Below are 16,632 nucleotides of genomic sequence, written 5' to 3' on the forward strand. Positions count from 1 at the left end.
ATCCAATGAACATGACGACAGCATTGAACAACGCGTTGGGCGGTCTGACCGCCGCAAGCCGCGGGGCCGCAGTTGTCTCGGGCAATATCGCCAACGCCCTGACACCGGGCTATGCGCGTCGCTCGCTGGAATTGGCGACAAGTCCGATCTCAGGCAACGGCGTGCGCACCGTCGGCGTGACGCGCCATCAGGACCCGGCCCTGATCGCCAACCGGCGCGATTCCGACGCAAAGCTTGCTGGTACAAGCGCAATTTCAGAGTTCTACACCCGTTTTGAAAAGGCCGTGGGTTCGGTTGATGACCCCAAATCCATTGCCTCTCGGTTGACCGAATTTGAGAACGACATGACAACGGCCGCCAGCTTGCCCGATTCCAAAGTGCGGCTGGATCAGGCGGCCCGCGCTGCCCGGGATTTGGCGGACAGCCTTAACGCGGCATCCGAAGGTTTGCGTCAGGCACGGTCGGACGCAGACAGGACCATCGGCAAGCAGGTCAACCGCCTGAGACAGTCCTTGCAGGACATCGAAAACCTGAACAACAAGATCCCCAGCATCAAGAATTCTGGAGGCGATATCAATGCCTTGCTGGATCAGCGCCAGATATTGATTGATCAAGTGAACGAACTGATGCCGGTCAATGTCGTAGCGCGGGATAACGACCGTGTGTCGCTATATTCAGACGGCGGCCTGATCCTTTTAGAGGGGCAGGCAGCAGAATTCAGTTTTACGACTACCGGCGAAACCAAGCCGCACATGACAATTGCCAACAGCCTTTTGTCCGGTCTTGAAGTGAACGGGCAGCCTGTGCGCACCGGCGGCAATAGTGCGCAGCTTAGGGGCGGCGCGCTGGCGGCTCAGTTCGAGATTCGCGATGAACTGGCGGTTGAGGCTCAAGTACACTTGGACACCGCCGCCCAAGACCTGATCGAACGGTTCGAGACCGCCGGTCTTGATCCGACCGTCGCGGCAACTGATCCCGGCGTGTTCACCGATGATGGCAATCGCTACGACGCAACTGCGGCAATCGGATTGGCTTCGCGCATACGCTTGAACGTGACGGTGGACCCCGATGCTGGTGGTGACAGCTGGAAATTGCGGACGGGCCTCGGCGCCGCCACTCCAGGGGATCCGGGCGATGCAGCGCAGCTGAGGGCCTTTAGCGCGGTCCTGAACGATGCCCGTCCCGTTGCCGGGGCGGTATTTGGCACCGGCAACATGCGAGCTGCGGAAATTGCCGAGGCACTGCTGTCTAAGGCCGGGGCAAACGCCCATGCCGCCGAGGGGCGCATGACATTCGCCAAGCAATCACAACTAGAAATGGCCAAGATCGAAGCCGAACGCGGCGTGGATACTGACACCGAACTGCAAAATCTGATGCAGATCGAAAAGGCATATGCCGCGAATGCGCGGCTCATCTCGACCGTGGATGAGATGATGGACACTCTGCTGAGGTTATGACGATGAATTTGACATCCATAGGTGATCTGGCGCGCGGATTGACGCTGAGAACCCGGTCGACCGAGATCAAAAATCAGATCGAAACACTGTCCTACGAATTGTCATCCGGACGGGTTCAGGACTTGTCTGGCCATTTGGACGGTGATTACTCTCATCTGCTGGATCTGGATCGCAGCCTGTCCAGACTGGATGCGTTCAAAGTATCGACCGCCGAAGCCGGGTTGTTCACGGATGCGATGCAGCTGAGCCTGAACACAGTTGCCGGCGCTGTTGAGGGGATTACCGCCTCACTTCTGTCCTTTGGCACCTCAAATCAGGCGGTGACCCACGAAAACGCATCGGCTCAGGCCAGAAACGAACTGGACGCGATCGTATCTGCGTTGAACACCCGCGCCGGAGGGCGCAGCCTTTACTCAGGCACCGCAACGGATGTCTCTCCGCTTCCGTCCGCTGACACGCTGATCACCGCGCTAGAGGCCGAGTTGACGGGCGCAGCTACTGTCGCGGACATCCGGCAGAGGGCAGAGGATTGGTTCAACGATCCTACCGGTTTCGATGCGGTAATTTATCAGGGATCCGGCACAAAACTGGCCCCCATGCAGATATCCGAGAATGAAAGCGTTTCAATTCCTGTGACAGCGACCGACCCAGCCATCAAAGCCGCAATTCGCGACATTGCAGTCGCAGCCGTGGTCGCGGGCAGCGGTCTGAATGTCCCGACGCAACAAAGAACGGCCCTGTTCAAACAATTGGGCGTCGATCTGGTCAACGCCAAGGATCAGTTGGTGGGGCTGCGCGCCGATGTCGGCGCGACCGAGGCTCGAATCGAACAGGCGCAAACGCGAAATAATGCGGCGCGGACCAGCCTGCAAAGCAGCCGAAGCAAATTGATCGCGGCGGATCCCTATGAAACCGCCACTCAGTTGCAAACCGTGCAGTTCCAACTGGAAAGCCTGTATTCGGTCACCGTTCGCAACGCGAACCTGTCGCTGGTGAATTTCCTGAGATGAGAGTTCTTGTTTTTCTTCTGATGTTGCTTCCTGGCCTGGCCTCCGCCGGCGCGATCCGACTGAAAGATCTGGTGGACTTCGACGGAGTCCGCGGAAACGATCTGGTCGGTTACGGTCTGGTTGTGGGGCTGAATGGAACCGGTGACGGGCTCAGGAATTCGCCCTTTACCGAAGAGATCATGTCCAACATTCTCGAAAGGTTGGGCGTCAACGTCAACGGCGAGGACTTCCGCCCCAAAAACGTGGCCGCTGTTCTAGTGACTGCAAGCCTGCCGCCTTTTTCGCGCGTTGGGGGGCAGATCGACGTGACGGTCTCTGCCATCGGAGATTCCAAAAGTCTACTGGGCGGTACGCTGATCATGACGCCATTGAACGCTGCTGACGGGCAGATTTACGCTGTTGCGCAAGGCACCGTTTTGGCAGGCGGCGTGTCGGCTGAGGGAGAGGCCGCCTCGGTTGTGCAGGGCGTTCCTACTTCCGGAGTGATCCCCTCCGGAGCAAGGGTGGAACGTGAAATCGATTTCGAACTTTCGGCGCTTACCCAGATGCGCCTTGCTTTGCGAGAGCCTGATTTTACTACGGCAGGCAGGATCGAGCTTGCCATCAATACCGAGTTCAACCGCGCGGTGGCCATCATGCGCGATTCCGGGACGGTTGAGCTGAACATCGCGGCAACGCAGGCAATTTCGACCGCCCACGCGCTTGGGCGGATCGAGAACATTCTGGTCGAACCCGAAACCAAGGCCCGCGTCGTGGTCGATCAGCGTTCGGGCACGATTGTGATGGGGCAGGAAGTGCGGATATCCCGCGTGGCGGTCTCGCAGGGCAACCTTACGCTAACAGTCGAAGAGGCGCCGATTGCGGTTCAACCCAACCCCTTCGCGCGCGGCGAAACCGTTGTGGTGCCCAGAACAATCGCGGGAATAGAAGAAGAGGAAGGCACCGGACTGGCTGAAATACCCGAAGCAGCAACCTTGTCCGAAGTTGTGGCAGGTCTGAATGCGCTTGGGGTGTCGCCCCGCGACATGATCGACATTTTGAAGACGATCAAAGCCGCCGGAGCGCTGCACGCCGAATTTATCGTACGCTGAGGAACTCAGGCCAACAGGTCACCGCCAAGGCTGAGGGAGGTGCCAAACGGCCCCACCAAAAACTATTTGGATTTCCAACTGTTCAGCCACTTTCGGAACCTGCTGCCCTGCTCTTCTATGGCGTCGCCAGCGGCATAAAGTCCATCTTCCATATTCTCGATCACGGGATCAACCCGCGCCTCGCGAAACCGGCGCCAGCGGACCCAAAGGGCCCAAACTATCGCGAAGAATAAGGTCAGGAAAATGATATTGAACCAGGGAATAATCCGAACGTCTTGGCTGTCTACTGACCAAATCTTCACTGCATTCGGGAAAATCGACAGGAACTCACTTCGCCAACCGTAGTGGCGAACAACCACCCAGCGAGGCGCTTCGTTTGTTGATTTCAAGTCTGCGGCTTCGGCCTGCAGGTTCGACGAGTTTAGTTTAAAATAGGGTGGCCAGCCCCAGCCCGTGTCTTCGTTCCGATACACCATGACCTTGCCGTTGGTCTTGCGGGTCTGAATGAAAAACACATCGCGGTTTGGCGTTGTCGCATCACTGCCGACGTCATGAACCGACCAGAAGATGCTGTTCTCACCGGGGTCGATCCGTTTCTCATAGGTATCCGAAATCCGAACCACATCGTGCTGCGGAAGGGTGTAATTCAACACCGCGGCAATTGTGCCCCAGAACAGGATGATGATAGCCCATTTGATGTAACGCATCAGCGAAACCCTCACATGAAATTCGTAACATAAATCAGGATTGCGATCAGGCCCAGCGGCACCACGTAAATCCCAAGGATCAGTTTGCGTCGAAACGATCCGTCGTACTTTTTTAGCCCTCGCTGGACAAATGCATCGCGGTCGCCGGTCAGACCCTTTTTCTCCCAATGGGCGATCAACTTATTGCGCCGTATCCAGCGGGAATAGATTGATACGCCCACATAAATGACCGTCAGAACGACCAGCAACGGGATCAAGAAACGCAGTGCGACGAACATTTAACTTCTCCCTACTGCGCCCCAGGGGCCGACGCGTGCGATGATGTCTTCGCTGATCCGGTCATTACCGCTCATATCCGGTTCGTGGCCGAATAGTGCGGCCCGAGCGCCAGCCTTATCCACCTGATACTCGCGCGCAAGGAAGTCGGCAACATAGGCTTTTTTGGCCTCGGGCCAAGTCGCATAGGTGCGGTAGAACAGTTCCTTATGGCAAATGAACACCTGACGCGGGTCCAACGGGGCCAGTTCCGCCAGCAGCATGTTCACCAGATCGCGGTTCGGTGTGTTGGTCGCCCGCAGCGTATAGAAATAGGCCGGGTGATCCGAGGTGATACGCGGCCACGGCCCGCCATCCTTTGCCCAGCGCAACAGCTGCGCCAAACCGTGATAGGCGTCGGGCAGACGATCCGAATGGTTTCGCGCCAGCCGTCGCATATCGCCACGGTCCAACCCTGTCAGGTCAACGCCTGCATCGGCTGCGGCATCCACGGTCAGGAAGTCCATTTTCTGCTGCAGGATTGCGGCGGAATTCACGCCGCGCGCCTCAATGATCGTTTCGACCAAGCCGTTTAGCCCGAGGAACTTGGCAATCTGGTTCCGCTGAGATGGGTCAAAAACGTATTTGATCGGCATATCGTCGGGTCTGTCGCCCATACAGATCACCGCCGGATGATCCAGATCGGGGAACAGGTAGAGCCCACCGAAGTGCGCCGTCCAGAAATTGCGCTGTTCAAAGGCGGTATGGCGCAGGCGGACGGGGTTGCGGGTGACGTCGCCGGTTTCTTTGGCCGTTTCGATCATCTTGGCGATCAGCACATCGTCGAACCAGGCATCCTCTTCGGTTTTGAACCGTTCGACCATGCCCGCCAGTTGCTGTGCCTTGCGCAGGGTGCCGCCTGCGGTGTCGGCCTCAATCTCGATTTTGCGCAGGTTCAGCAGATCGCGCGGGGTGGTGAGTTTGATGACCGAGTTCACCAACTCTCCGGCCACCGCATCGGTGGCGGTCAGGGCAAACAGTTGCGCCTCGTTCATCTCGATGAATTCGCGCAGGATATCGCGCGAGGTCGAGAATTTGACGTTCAGCAGTGGCGCGCGTTTCTGCTCGGTCGTCAGCAGGATGAACTGCCGGTTGACCCCGTTGGGGTTGAGGTAGAGTTCATCCTCCAGCTCAATCCCCACCTCCGGCGAATAGCCCGAGATATCGACATGGAAATCCGTCAGCGCCGTGGTCTTGCCCGCCAGATGCTGCAGCGCGCGGTTATACCGTTCGACCAGAGCCGGGCTGGAGATGTGGACGAGATTGCCGAACATCAGGCCTTTTTTGATGAGGCGGATCATTTGGATGCTCCGGAACTCAGCCTTATCCAGTTACTTAGCTTTTTGAACGCAATTCCTATCGCCCAACCTAAATGTTTGAGAGCTGCAGTCCCAATTCTATCCCCACCATTTGCGAGATGGCGCGCAAAGCGAAGGCCTGAAAGCACCGAGATCCCTATCAATGCAATCTGGAAGGTTAGGGCAATCATTATGGTCCAGTCTAGTTCCAAGCCCGAATGACTTTCTTCCAAGCCGTTCGAAAATGCGAAGCCATTACCGAGAAGGAAAGCTACGATCAACAATAGTGTAAAAAGGTTGGAGAACACCGCCATCAAGCCGACGGAAAACCAATTTGGGAAACGAAAAGGCCAAAGAAGTCTTGGTAGAAACCAAGCCAGCGACATTGTTATAAGTATCCAGGTAATCAAAGATAACATTTACCCCTTCCCCTCCAGATACCGCCGCTTGGCCTCTTCCATCCGGCCCATCTCGCGGATGGCGTTCTCGATGGCGACCTCGTCGCTCTTGTCGGCATAGCGGAACTCGCTGTCGGCGTAGCGGTTGATTTCCTGGATCACCATTTCCACCGTGATCGGCTGGCGCAGGTCCTCGATCATCGCCTTCTTGGTGTCGTAGTCGCGGAACAGAAACAGGTCGGGGTTTTCCATCCATTCGTCGGGCAGTTCGAAATCCATCGCGCGGACCTTGACCGCGTCGGTGATGTTCTTAATCGCGCGGCCGGTGAACCGCTCATCCGCCTGCTGGATCGCCTTGAGGTAGGTTCCCATCTTGGCAATCGTGTCCATCTGGCCGATATCGCCGGAGACCCGGTCATAGACCTGCAGCAGAGCCTCTTCGTGCGGGCGGGAATGACTTTCGAAACTGGCAGCGACAGCCTTTTTGATTTCCTGCGCGGCATAGGCTTCGTGCTCGCCCAACGGGATGTCGTGGTTGCGGCCCATCAGCAGGTGCAGGATGTCGATGTAATCCTCGCGCGTCTGCGGCCCGTCCACCAGGAACCGCGCGCCCGCCCGCTGGCGCAGGGCATCGTCCACATTCTCTGGGTAGTTCGAGAACATGCCAAAGGTGCAGTTGCCGCGCACGACGGTGTTGGCACCCGCAAAGCTCTCCATCAGCACGGCGGTGATTTCCAGTTGCCCGGCTGACGACTGCCGATCGCCACGCTTGCCCGCCAATTGGTCGATGTCGTCGATGGTGCCAAAGCCGATGACCGAGGGGTCGATGATCGTGTTGATAAAGGCCTTCGCGTTTTGACCGGATTTGCCCTGATAGCTGTCGATATTGTCGGTACTCAGGTTCTGATAGCGGAACGGATAACCCGCGTTCTGGCAATAATCGTTGATCAGCCCCGCCATCATCTGAATCAGAGTGGTCTTGCCGGTGCCCGGTTTGCCATCCCCCATAAAGGTAAAGATGAACCCGCCGAGTTCCGCGAACGGGTTCAGGCGGCGGTCGAAGTCATAGGCCATGACCATCTTGGCCAGCTTCATCGCCTGATATTTGGCGATATGGTTGCCGACCACCTCATTCGGTTTCTTGAACGTCATGGTCAGGGTGGTGGATTTGGCCTTGGAGGCCGGTTCGAACCCCCGGATCGTCAGATCATCAGCCTCGATGTGCCATGCGGCGTTCTGGAACGGGGCCAGATGGCCTGCTGACTGCGCGCGCAGCGCGGCCTTTTCCATCAGTTGCTCGGCATAGGCGCTGGTGGCGGCAATCAGGTGGGCATCGTCGGGGGCGAGTTTGGCCAGCGTCTGGTCCAACTCCCACAAAGCGCCATGCAGGGCGAGTTGGCCGTTGTCGGTCAGGACCTCTTCGATCTCACCAATATCAACCGTGGTTTCACCCAGATGCGAGGAGATCAGATAGGCCAGTGCATTTCCAAACGTGTGCGAGGTTATCAGAGCCTCCGCCGTAAGCAGTTCCGAGAATTCGGTCTTGCGGGCGGCGGGCAAGTCCCCGGCCAAGTTCGCGCGTTTCAGATCAGCCAGCGAGGTCTGTTCCGCATAGGCCTCACCCACAGCCAAGGCGATGGCAATGGCGCGGCGAATGGCCTGTTGAGTGGTCGCCTGAGGCGGCGAGACCAACACATCGCCATCGTCTGAGGCCTCAATCCGTTCGACCAGATGCACTCCGGCCGCGCGCACGGTTCGGCGTGTCACCAGCCCCGGTGTCGTGGAGCGGAACCGCCGTCCAGTGGAAACACCAGGAGACCGTTCGGTCGCCACCTCAACCGCTTTGGCTATCCGCGGCGCGTGTTCAAAACCGTTCAGCAAGGCGGTCGCTGCCGGATAATGCTTGCGAATGTCGTCTTCGCGCAATTCCATCTGATCTGACGTCAAACTCATTTCAAAACCGCCCTTGCTTCATCTTTTCAAAAATAATCCCGCCGGAGGCCAAACTAATAGCGCAACACCTGCCCGCTCTTGCTGACCACGAATTTGCGCACATCACCAAATCCCGGCGGGTTGCGCTCGGCCAGCACCTGAAACGGGCGTTGGGGCAGGATGATCGACCGTTGGGTGCGCGTGGCCCCGGTTTCGGCCCCTTGCCCGCCGAATGGGTCCAGCGCGAAGACTTCGCGCTCGACTGTGGAAAACCATCCGGCGCGCTCTTCGATCACCTCTTCGCTTTGCAGCTCTTCGGTCGTCCAGGCCAGTGCCCAGTCCTGACCTTGCGGTGCCTGTGCATCCTCAAGTACCTGCCGCAACGGGCCGGTTTGCTCGGTATAGGCCGAGGAATACATCGGTCCCACGTGGATGCGGCGCAGATGTTTGGGGTGCAGGTCGTCGAAATCCTGATCGAAGCCTTTGGCGATGGTCACCAGTTTCAGACCGCCTAAGCTTTGCGCCATCAGATGCGCCTGCACTTCGGGCCAGCGGCGCTGGTCTTTAGGCAGGGCGGTTTTGCCGCTGTCCTCCAACTGCATCAGGTAGATGACCGGCAGGTTGATCTGGCTGTCATAAACCGCCCAGTGGATCATGAACTTGCGCCGCTCGCCCTCATTTCCGATCCAGTGGCATTCGGGATCATTGCGGGCCCAGAACAGCTGACCCTTTAGCAATTCCTCGTAATAGAGCCTTTGAGACAGGGCGAATTGCAGCTTGGTGGGGATTTCCTGATCGCCAATGATCGTCCGCACCATGTCTGTTTTCAGATCATCTTCAGACGGCATATTCGCCAGATGCACCTGCGCCTGTTGCGCGTCATTGGCCATGGTCAGCAGCTCGGCCGCCACCGGAAATCCGCTGTCACGCTTGTCCATGGCGAGGCTGCCAAAGAACCGGCCCGTATCGCGCCCGACCAGCAGGTATTTCATGGAGAGCGCCCGGAAGGTGTAGAGCAGCCCCGAAAGGTAACGCGACACGATCCGCACCTCTTGTTTCGAGATCGCGCCCTCAGCCTCCATCGTCGCGGCCACGCGCAACAAGTGAACGGTGATCACCTCGAATTTTCGAAAATAGCGGCGCGAGGAGAAGGTGTCGGTTAGTCCCACATGGTCTTTAGTGGGGTCAGTCATGCATCACCGCCACCAAAACCACCTAGGTCCGGGCCAGGTGACTGACTGCCGTCGCTTTGGACATTAGTTGGCACACTGTTAATTCCTTGCGATCTGCGAAACATTTCCAGTCGATAGCCCGACCACAAAGCACCGAGAACACCAACGCCACTCAAAAGGTAAAACCCATTCGCCATCATCGTCAGAAAACAGATGAGGAAAACGAGGCCAATTGCACCCCAAACAAGCTCACCGTTCCGTTCTACCCAAGTCTTGTCTTTGTCTTGCTCCAAGAAAAATGGCATTCGTCGCAACCACTCTTTTTTACCCACCATACAAATTCTTATCATGCTTCTCGACAATCGAGGCGAAGCGACGGGCAAAGCGTTCATCCGCCTTGGCCTTTTTCTCCAGCACATCACGGGCAAAGACCATGTGGTCCTCATGCGCCTCAAGCATGTCGGCCATCTTCTGGTTGGTCGCGGTGCCGATGGCGGCCATGGCGGTCTGCGCCTCCTGGTCCGTCTGCACGCCGATCTCGTTGATGCGGTGGGCCACGTCCTGCTGTTGCGCGGTTTTCAGCGATTTGGTCAGAGCGTCATACAGTACCACGCGCTGTTGCGTGTCTGTCTGCAGCTTGTTGATCAGCACCATTTGCGTCGCGGCCTGGTTCTGTAGGGAGTCGACCCAGGTCTTGCCCTTTTCAATATAACGTTCGAGCGTTTGGCTTTTGGCCAGCTTGACCTGCTCTTCCTGAACCTTGGCGTTGTATTGCTTGTTCAGCTCGGCCAGTTCAGTCTCCAACTGGGTCCGCGCGGCGGCATCCTGTTCGACACTGATCTTGTTTTCCAGAGTTATGATCGTCGGATCCATATCCTGAATCTCGGCCCGCAGCGCCTCCAACTCGGCCACCGTCGCCTCGCGGTCGTCCAGCGTACCGGTCAGGTTTTCCTCGACCTTCACCCGCTGTTCTTCCAACACGGATAACTGCCCTTGCAGCAATTGAACGATTACGTCGGATTTGGCGATCAGGTCCTGCAGCTTGTCGTCGATATTGGCGGTGCGCATGCGTTCCTGCCGCATCGACTCGGATTTTCCTTTCGAGAAGATGCCGACAAACGTCTCCCACCCGGACTTCGAGCGCATCTCATCGAAATCCTTGGAAAAGGCGCTGGTGACGTCGTCCAGACCCATGATCAACTCAGCGATATTGGCGTTCATCACCTCGGTATGGGCGTGCACATCCTCAAGTGTGGCGTTTTCGATGTCGATGTCGGCCTCGGCAGAGCCGATCTTAGAACGCGCGGCTTCAATCCGGGATGTCAGCCCTTCGATCTGAGACTGGCTTTCGCGCACTTTTTGCTGCGTTTCCTCAATCAACGCATCAAACTGCTGGTTCGACATCTGTCCTATTCCTTTTTTAATTATGCACCCAACAAGATAGGAGATGTTACGATCATTTACATCCCCTTGGGCAACCAATCCTGTGGAACTTTGGCAAACTCCGCCAAAAAAAGATAGGCGGGTTGACACTTTGGCCTCAGATCGCATGAATGCGCTCCGGTAGGCAAAAAACGTCACGTTTACCATACGAAAACTGGATTGATCTGACCCCACGGGTGGCCATAGACAATCCGGGAGGCACATGTTTGAGTGCTAACAAATTTTTATTGCCGGAGGCTGACCTATGCTGGACGCGACAACCGACCTGAAATCAATCCTGAAAAACCCCGATCTGCTTGTAACCAAAGCCTATATCGGCGGTCAGTGGGTCGACGGGGACAATGGCACCTTTGCCGTGACCAACCCGGCGCGCGGCGACGTCGTAGCCGAAGTCGCAGACCTGAGCCGCGCGCAAGTCGCCGGCGCGATCGCACAAGCTGAGGCCGCGCAAAAGGAATGGGCCAAGCTGACCGGCAAGGAACGCGCCGTGATTCTGCGTCGCTGGTACGACCTGATGATGGAAAACGCCGAAGATCTGGGCAAGATCCTGACCGCCGAGCAAGGCAAGCCGCTGGCCGAGGCCGTTGGCGAGATCGGTTATGGCGCGTCGTTCATCGAGTTCTTCGGCGAAGAGGCCAAGCGCGTTTATGGCGAGACGATCCCCGGTCACCAGCGCGACAAGCGGATCATGGTGCTGAAACAGCCGATCGGTGTTGCGGCCTCGATCACGCCCTGGAACTTTCCCAATGCGATGATCACCCGCAAGGCAGCTCCAGCGCTGGCGGCTGGCTGCGCCTTTGTTGCGCGCCCGGCCAAGGAAACACCGCTGTCCGCATTGGTCATGGGCGTTCTGGCCGAACAGGCTGGCATTCCGGCTGGTGTGTTCAACGTATTGCCGTCCTCCAGCGCCAGCGAGATTGGGAAGGAATTCTGCGAAAACCCCGGCGTGCGCAAACTGACCTTCACCGGCTCGACCGAAGTAGGTCGCATCTTGCTGAAACAGGCGGCCGATCAGGTCATGAAATGCTCGATGGAGCTGGGCGGCAACGCTCCGTTCATCGTGTTTGACGACGCTGATCTGGATGCGGCTGTCGAAGGCGCGATGATGTGCAAGTTCCGCAACAACGGCCAAACCTGCGTCTGCGCCAACCGCATCTATGTGCAGGCGGGCGTGTACGATGAATTCGCGGCCAAACTGAAAGCCGCCGTCGAAGCGCTGAAAATCGGTGACGGTCTAGCCGATGGCACCACCACCGGTCCGCTGATCAACGAAGAAGCGGTCGCCAAGGTCGAGGAACACATCAAAGACGTTACCGACAAGGGCGGCGCGGTTCTGACGGGAGGTCTGCCGCATGATCTGGGCGGCACCTTCTTCCAGCCCACCATCGTGACCGGCGTGACGCAGGACATGATGGTGGCGCAGGACGAGACCTTTGGCCCGCTGGCGCCCCTGTTCAAGTTCGAAGACGAGGATGACGTGATCGCAATGGCCAACGACACGATCTTTGGTCTGGCTTCGTACTTTTACGCCAAGGACCTCAGCCGCGTCTACAAAGTGGCCGAGGCGCTGGAATACGGCATCGTTGGTGTGAACACCGGCATCATCTCGACCGAGCTTGGCCCGTTTGGTGGCGTCAAACAGTCCGGCCTGGGCCGCGAAGGCAGCCATCACGGCATGGAAGACTATCTTGAAATGAAGTACGTCTGCCTGTCGGTCTGATCTGAAAAGGCCCCGGTGCTGCGCGCCGGGGCCATTACGTTTGTCACAAAACTGCAAACAAACCGTCACATCCCTGCAATGACCCGCGTTCATCCCCCTCTCATCCAAGTGAGAGAGGATACCACCCGATGTCATTGCGCTGTGTCTGCCTGACATCTGCCCTTGCCCTGACCGCCGGTCAGGCAGCGGCAGAAATGAATTTCAACCGAATTGCGTCTTTCCCCGTCGTCAAAAATATGGCCGAGGGGGCGGATACCACCCGCGAAACCTCGCCCGAGATCATCGCGGCGACTGCTGATGGCATGACGCTGGTCTATACGGACAGCCCGCTGGGTATGATTGGTATGGTCAATATCACCGACCCCGCGAACCCCGCGCCACTGGGTGCGATGGACGTGGGTGGTGAGCCGACATCCGTAGGGATTGTTGGCACGGCGGCTTTTGTGGGCGTGAACACTTCGGAAAGCTATACTGTCCCTTCGGGCAAGCTGATCTCGGTCGATATTGCAGGCAAGGTGGAAACCGGTGCCTGTGACCTGGGTGGTCAGCCCGACAGTGTCGCGATTGCCCCGGATGGCAACTTTGTTTCCGTAGCCATCGAAAATGAGCGTGACGAAGACCTGAACGACGGGGTCCTCCCTCAGCTGCCTGCCGGAACACTGGCTCTGGTGCCGCTGAAAGACGGCGCATTGGATTGCGCGGGCATGAAGATGGCCTCGCTGACCGGTCTGGCCGACGTTGCCCCCACCGACCCCGAACCCGAGTTCGTGGACATCAATAGTCTGGGCGAAACTGTCGTCACCCTGCAGGAAAACAACCACATCGCGGTCGTGGACAAAGACGGCAAGGTGATCAGCCATTTCTCGGCCGGTAGCGTAGATCTGGATGGTATCGACGCCACCGATGAGCGCGGCGCACTGGTTTTCACCGAAAGTCAGCCGGGCCGTCTGCGTGAACCGGACGCGGTGAAATGGGTCGACGAGAACCACTTCGCCACCGCCAACGAAGGCGACTACGAGGGCGGTTCGCGTGGCTGGACGATCTTCCACAAGGACGGCGCCGTAGTTTACGAAAACGGTACCGGTTTCGAGAAAGCCATCATCCAGATCGGTCACTATCCCGACAAACGCTCGGACGCCAAAGGTGTTGAGCCTGAAAGTGTGACCGCAGCGACCTTCGGTGACACACCAATGATCTTTGTAGGAGCCGAGCGCGCCTCGGTCGTGGGTGTCTATGACGCCACCGATCCGGCCAACCCAGTTCTGAAACAGCTGCTGCCCTCAGGCGTTGGTCCCGAAGGTTATGTTGCGATACCGGAACGTAACCTGCTGATCTCGGCTAATGAAAAGGACCTGATCGAAGACGGTGGCCCGCGTGCACACGTGATGATCTACGAATATCAGGACGCCCCGGCCACCTATCCGCATCTGACGTCCGCAGGCACGGGTGAGCTGATCGGCTGGGGCGCGCTGTCCGGTCTGGTGTCTGATGAGGACGGCATGATCTACGCGGTCAACGACAGCTTTTATGGCTTCCAGCCTTCGATTTTCAAGATCGACCCCAGCCATAAACCGGCCCGCATTGTGGATGTGATCCGCATCCACCGTCAGGACGGCAACCCGGCACAGAAGCTGGATCTGGAGGGCATCACGCTGGACGATAAAGGCGGGTTCTACGTCGCCTCCGAAGGGCGTACCGACCGTGTTATCCCGCATGCGATTTACCACGTGTCCGCTGATGGCCTGATCAAGGATCGCAAAGGCGAGATCGGCCTGCCACCTGAGCTTATGGCCGTCGAAAAGCGTTTTGGTTTTGAGGGCATCACCCGCGTTGGCAACACCCTGTGGATGGCGGTTCAGCGCGAATGGAAGGACGACCCTGAAAACCACGTGAAACTGGTGGCCTACAACCTTGAGACCAAAGAATGGGGCGCGGTGCACTATCCCAAAGCGGACCCGGAAGAGGGCTGGGTTGGCCTGTCGGAAATCGTGGCATTTGGTGACCATGTCTATGTCATCGAGCGCGACAATCAACATGACCACCGCGCCGTGACCAAAAAGGTCTACCGTATCCCGCTGTCAGAGATGACCCCGGCCCCGTTAGGCGGGCCCCTGCCCGTGGTCAGCAAGCAAGAGGTCCGCGACCTGCTGCCTGACCTGACCTCAACCGGTGGTTACGTTCTGGACAAGATCGAAGGTCTGGCCATCCTGCCCTCGGGCGAGGCGTTTGTGATGACCGACAATGACGGCGTCGACGATGCTTCGGGCGAGACGATGTTCTGGTCGATTGGATCGGTTACGGCTGGGAACTGAGCGCTATCTCGAATTATGTTGAGCCCCGCGTATTGCGCGCGGGGCTTGGTGGTCAATGCTCTAGAAACCAGGGCGATACCTCAGTTAGGAATTGGGTTTTATCAGTGATTTTTTCGCGCGTATCGAAAATGACACTGCCCCGTTCTTCTCGCAGACCCATCAAGAAATTCGTGACATTTTGGGCGTCGGCAATACCAGGAGCTTGGTAGCAAATGGCTTGTCCGGATTTCCGGGAGTTTACACCAACGCAGTGTTGAGTTTAATCAAAGCGAATAGACCGCAAAGCCAAGGGTAAGCCGAATGAGCATAAGTGAGGCTGAGAATCTGACCGAATTGGCAGATCGCTATGGATCAGACAAAGGTTCATCAAAACATCGATACACCGAACTCTACCATTTGCTGTTTCACCCTTACCGTCATAGCGAAATTGTTTTTCTAGAGATGGGCCTTCTGATCGGTGGACCTGAGCACGGGGTCGACAAAGATCGAGCTACCAAAGATTGCCCCTCGATTCGAATGTGGCTTGAGTACTTTTCGAAGGCACAAATTCATGGCTTGGATGTCTCCGATTTCTCGTGGTTTGAACACGAACGCTTCACATTTCACCGGTGTGACATGAATAACCGAGAGGAAATTGCGAATACAGCAGGCAAGATTGACCCGGCGCCAGATATCGTGATCGATGATGCAAGTCATGCAAGTCATCATCAACAGAGTGCTTTTTTAGAGGTTTTTCCGAAGCTCGCTTCAGGAGGGCTCTATATTATCGAAGATTTGAGGTGGCAGCCAAAAACCTATGAATTAGCGGGCATAACAAAGACTGCCGCACTTTTTCGTAGCTTTCAGAATGACCGAGAATTTACACATTCAGACCCATCCATAGCCGAAGAATTTAACGCACTAATTCCTCAGATTTCGGCCTGCATTATTGAACCTGCGCGGTATCAGAAACACCGCAAAGACCAAGTTCTGGTCGTGCACAAAAAATGAAGAACTAGCCCGCATCTTCGTTGGGGGTAAAACCAGAGCGTCCTCTATCGCAATCCGTTGAAATCTTCGACCCCCCAACGAACTGCAAACACCTGAAGCGTGGATTTTTTTCGCCAAGCGCGACGATACCTCAATACCCTAGTGGCTCTATTTGAGAGCCTCGCTATAACACAACGCCCCGCGTCTGGAGGAACGCGGGGCGTGTGGTGCGATAATCCAGAGAGGAACGATTATCGCGGCGTATAGCGGTCGCCTTAGTTCACGGCTTTGGCGTCGACCACGTCCTTTTCAATGGCATTGGCCGAAGAAATCTCGATCCGGCGCGGTTTCAATGCCTCGGGCACTTCGCGCTTCAGGTCGATGTTCAGCATGCCGTTTTCATGGCTCGCGCCGATGACCCGTACGTGATCAGCCAGAGCAAAGCGGCGTTCGAACGCGCGGGTGGCGATGCCACGGTGCAGGTAGCTGCGCTCTTTGTCCTCGGCGGCTTTTTTGCCAGCAACGATAAGGGCGTTTTCTTTCATTTCGACCGAAAGGTCATTCTCCGAAAAACCGGCGACTGCAACCGAGATGCGATAAGTGTCGGCATCGGTCTTTTCGATGTTGTAAGGCGGGTAGCTCGGCTGAGCCACATCATTGGTCAGCACGCGATCCATCATGTCGGCGATCTGGTCAAAACCAACGGTGGCACGGTGCAGGGGTGCAAAATCAAAACTACGCATGTGTCATATCCTCATATCAGAGCGATCTGTGTTCTGCCCTCCGTTCGGACGGGCATCTGGTTGAT

Annotated in this window: 15 protein-coding genes; 6 read left to right on the plus strand and 9 right to left on the minus strand. The window is 57.1% G+C overall.

The window, feature by feature from the left end; translation table 11 throughout:
* Positions 1 to 5: 5 nt before the first annotated feature.
* Genes flgK through AC2FID_RS18765 form a run of 3 tightly spaced genes read left to right on the plus strand, consistent with a single transcriptional unit; the run spans position 6 to position 3,558 of the window.
* A complete protein-coding gene (flgK, locus tag AC2FID_RS18755) occupies positions 6 to 1,457 on the plus strand; it encodes a flagellar hook-associated protein FlgK (RefSeq protein WP_496838145.1) in 1,452 nt (483 codons plus the stop codon).
* Between the two features lie 2 nt (positions 1,458 to 1,459).
* Positions 1,460 to 2,467: a flagellin gene (locus tag AC2FID_RS18760; protein WP_496838147.1), complete on the plus strand. Its 1,008-nt coding sequence runs from the start codon at positions 1,460 to 1,462 to the stop codon at positions 2,465 to 2,467.
* Positions 2,464 to 3,558 (plus strand): flagellar basal body P-ring protein FlgI, encoded by a 1,095-nt coding sequence (locus tag AC2FID_RS18765; protein WP_496699639.1) that lies wholly within the window; start codon positions 2,464 to 2,466, stop codon positions 3,556 to 3,558. Before AC2FID_RS18760 ends, AC2FID_RS18765 begins: the two co-directional genes overlap by 4 nt.
* 62 nt (positions 3,559 to 3,620) lie before the next feature.
* Here AC2FID_RS18765 and AC2FID_RS18770 read toward each other — a convergent pair whose 3' ends face one another.
* From AC2FID_RS18770 to AC2FID_RS18805, 8 genes are read right to left on the minus strand one after another with little or no spacing between them, the layout of a single operon-like run.
* On the minus strand, positions 3,621 to 4,265 hold the full coding sequence (locus AC2FID_RS18770) for a DUF1523 family protein (RefSeq protein WP_496699640.1): 645 nt from the start codon (positions 4,263 to 4,265) through the stop codon (positions 3,621 to 3,623).
* A gap of 11 nt (positions 4,266 to 4,276) precedes the next feature.
* Positions 4,277 to 4,543: a hypothetical protein gene (locus AC2FID_RS18775; protein WP_109311285.1), complete on the minus strand. Its 267-nt coding sequence runs from the start codon at positions 4,541 to 4,543 to the stop codon at positions 4,277 to 4,279.
* A complete protein-coding gene (locus AC2FID_RS18780) occupies positions 4,544 to 5,881 on the minus strand; it encodes a DUF6638 family protein (RefSeq protein ID WP_496838150.1) in 1,338 nt (445 codons plus the stop codon).
* Positions 5,878 to 6,297: a hypothetical protein gene (locus AC2FID_RS18785; protein ID WP_496838152.1), complete on the minus strand. Its 420-nt coding sequence runs from the start codon at positions 6,295 to 6,297 to the stop codon at positions 5,878 to 5,880. Before AC2FID_RS18785 ends, AC2FID_RS18780 begins: the two co-directional genes overlap by 4 nt.
* A complete protein-coding gene (locus AC2FID_RS18790) occupies positions 6,298 to 8,229 on the minus strand; it encodes an AAA family ATPase (protein ID WP_496838153.1) in 1,932 nt (643 codons plus the stop codon). It lies immediately after the preceding gene.
* A 53-nt stretch (positions 8,230 to 8,282) separates the two neighbouring features.
* On the minus strand, positions 8,283 to 9,401 hold the full coding sequence (locus AC2FID_RS18795; RefSeq protein WP_282120933.1) for a hypothetical protein: 1,119 nt from the start codon (positions 9,399 to 9,401) through the stop codon (positions 8,283 to 8,285).
* A complete protein-coding gene (locus AC2FID_RS18800) occupies positions 9,398 to 9,715 on the minus strand; it encodes a hypothetical protein (protein ID WP_145974870.1) in 318 nt (105 codons plus the stop codon). The genes AC2FID_RS18795 and AC2FID_RS18800 overlap by 4 nt, the downstream gene beginning before the upstream one ends.
* The gene (locus tag AC2FID_RS18805; RefSeq protein ID WP_058276579.1) at positions 9,705 to 10,784 is read right to left on the minus strand and encodes a coiled-coil domain-containing protein; all 1,080 of its coding nucleotides are present in this window, start codon (positions 10,782 to 10,784) and stop codon (positions 9,705 to 9,707) included. Before AC2FID_RS18805 ends, AC2FID_RS18800 begins: the two co-directional genes overlap by 11 nt.
* A 283-nt stretch (positions 10,785 to 11,067) precedes the next feature.
* Between AC2FID_RS18805 and AC2FID_RS18810 the strand changes: the two genes are divergently transcribed.
* The 3 genes from AC2FID_RS18810 to AC2FID_RS18820 all read left to right on the plus strand — a co-directional run bounded on the left by AC2FID_RS18810 (position 11,068) and on the right by AC2FID_RS18820 (position 15,845).
* A complete protein-coding gene (locus AC2FID_RS18810; protein WP_058276539.1) occupies positions 11,068 to 12,543 on the plus strand; it encodes an NAD-dependent succinate-semialdehyde dehydrogenase in 1,476 nt (491 codons plus the stop codon).
* 128 nt (positions 12,544 to 12,671) lie between these two features.
* Complete coding sequence (locus AC2FID_RS18815) at positions 12,672 to 14,855, plus strand: esterase-like activity of phytase family protein (protein ID WP_496838154.1); 2,184 nt, start codon at positions 12,672 to 12,674, stop codon at positions 14,853 to 14,855.
* A gap of 300 nt (positions 14,856 to 15,155) precedes the next feature.
* Positions 15,156 to 15,845 (plus strand): hypothetical protein, encoded by a 690-nt coding sequence (locus AC2FID_RS18820; protein WP_496757950.1) that lies wholly within the window; start codon positions 15,156 to 15,158, stop codon positions 15,843 to 15,845.
* A 254-nt stretch (positions 15,846 to 16,099) separates the two neighbouring features.
* On the opposite strand, the gene AC2FID_RS18825 is transcribed toward AC2FID_RS18820, so the two are convergent.
* A complete protein-coding gene (locus AC2FID_RS18825; protein ID WP_058276541.1) occupies positions 16,100 to 16,567 on the minus strand; it encodes an Hsp20 family protein in 468 nt (155 codons plus the stop codon).
* Positions 16,568 to 16,632 lie beyond the last annotated feature (65 nt).

Source organism: Ruegeria sp. CDSC068, from assembly GCF_059610545.1.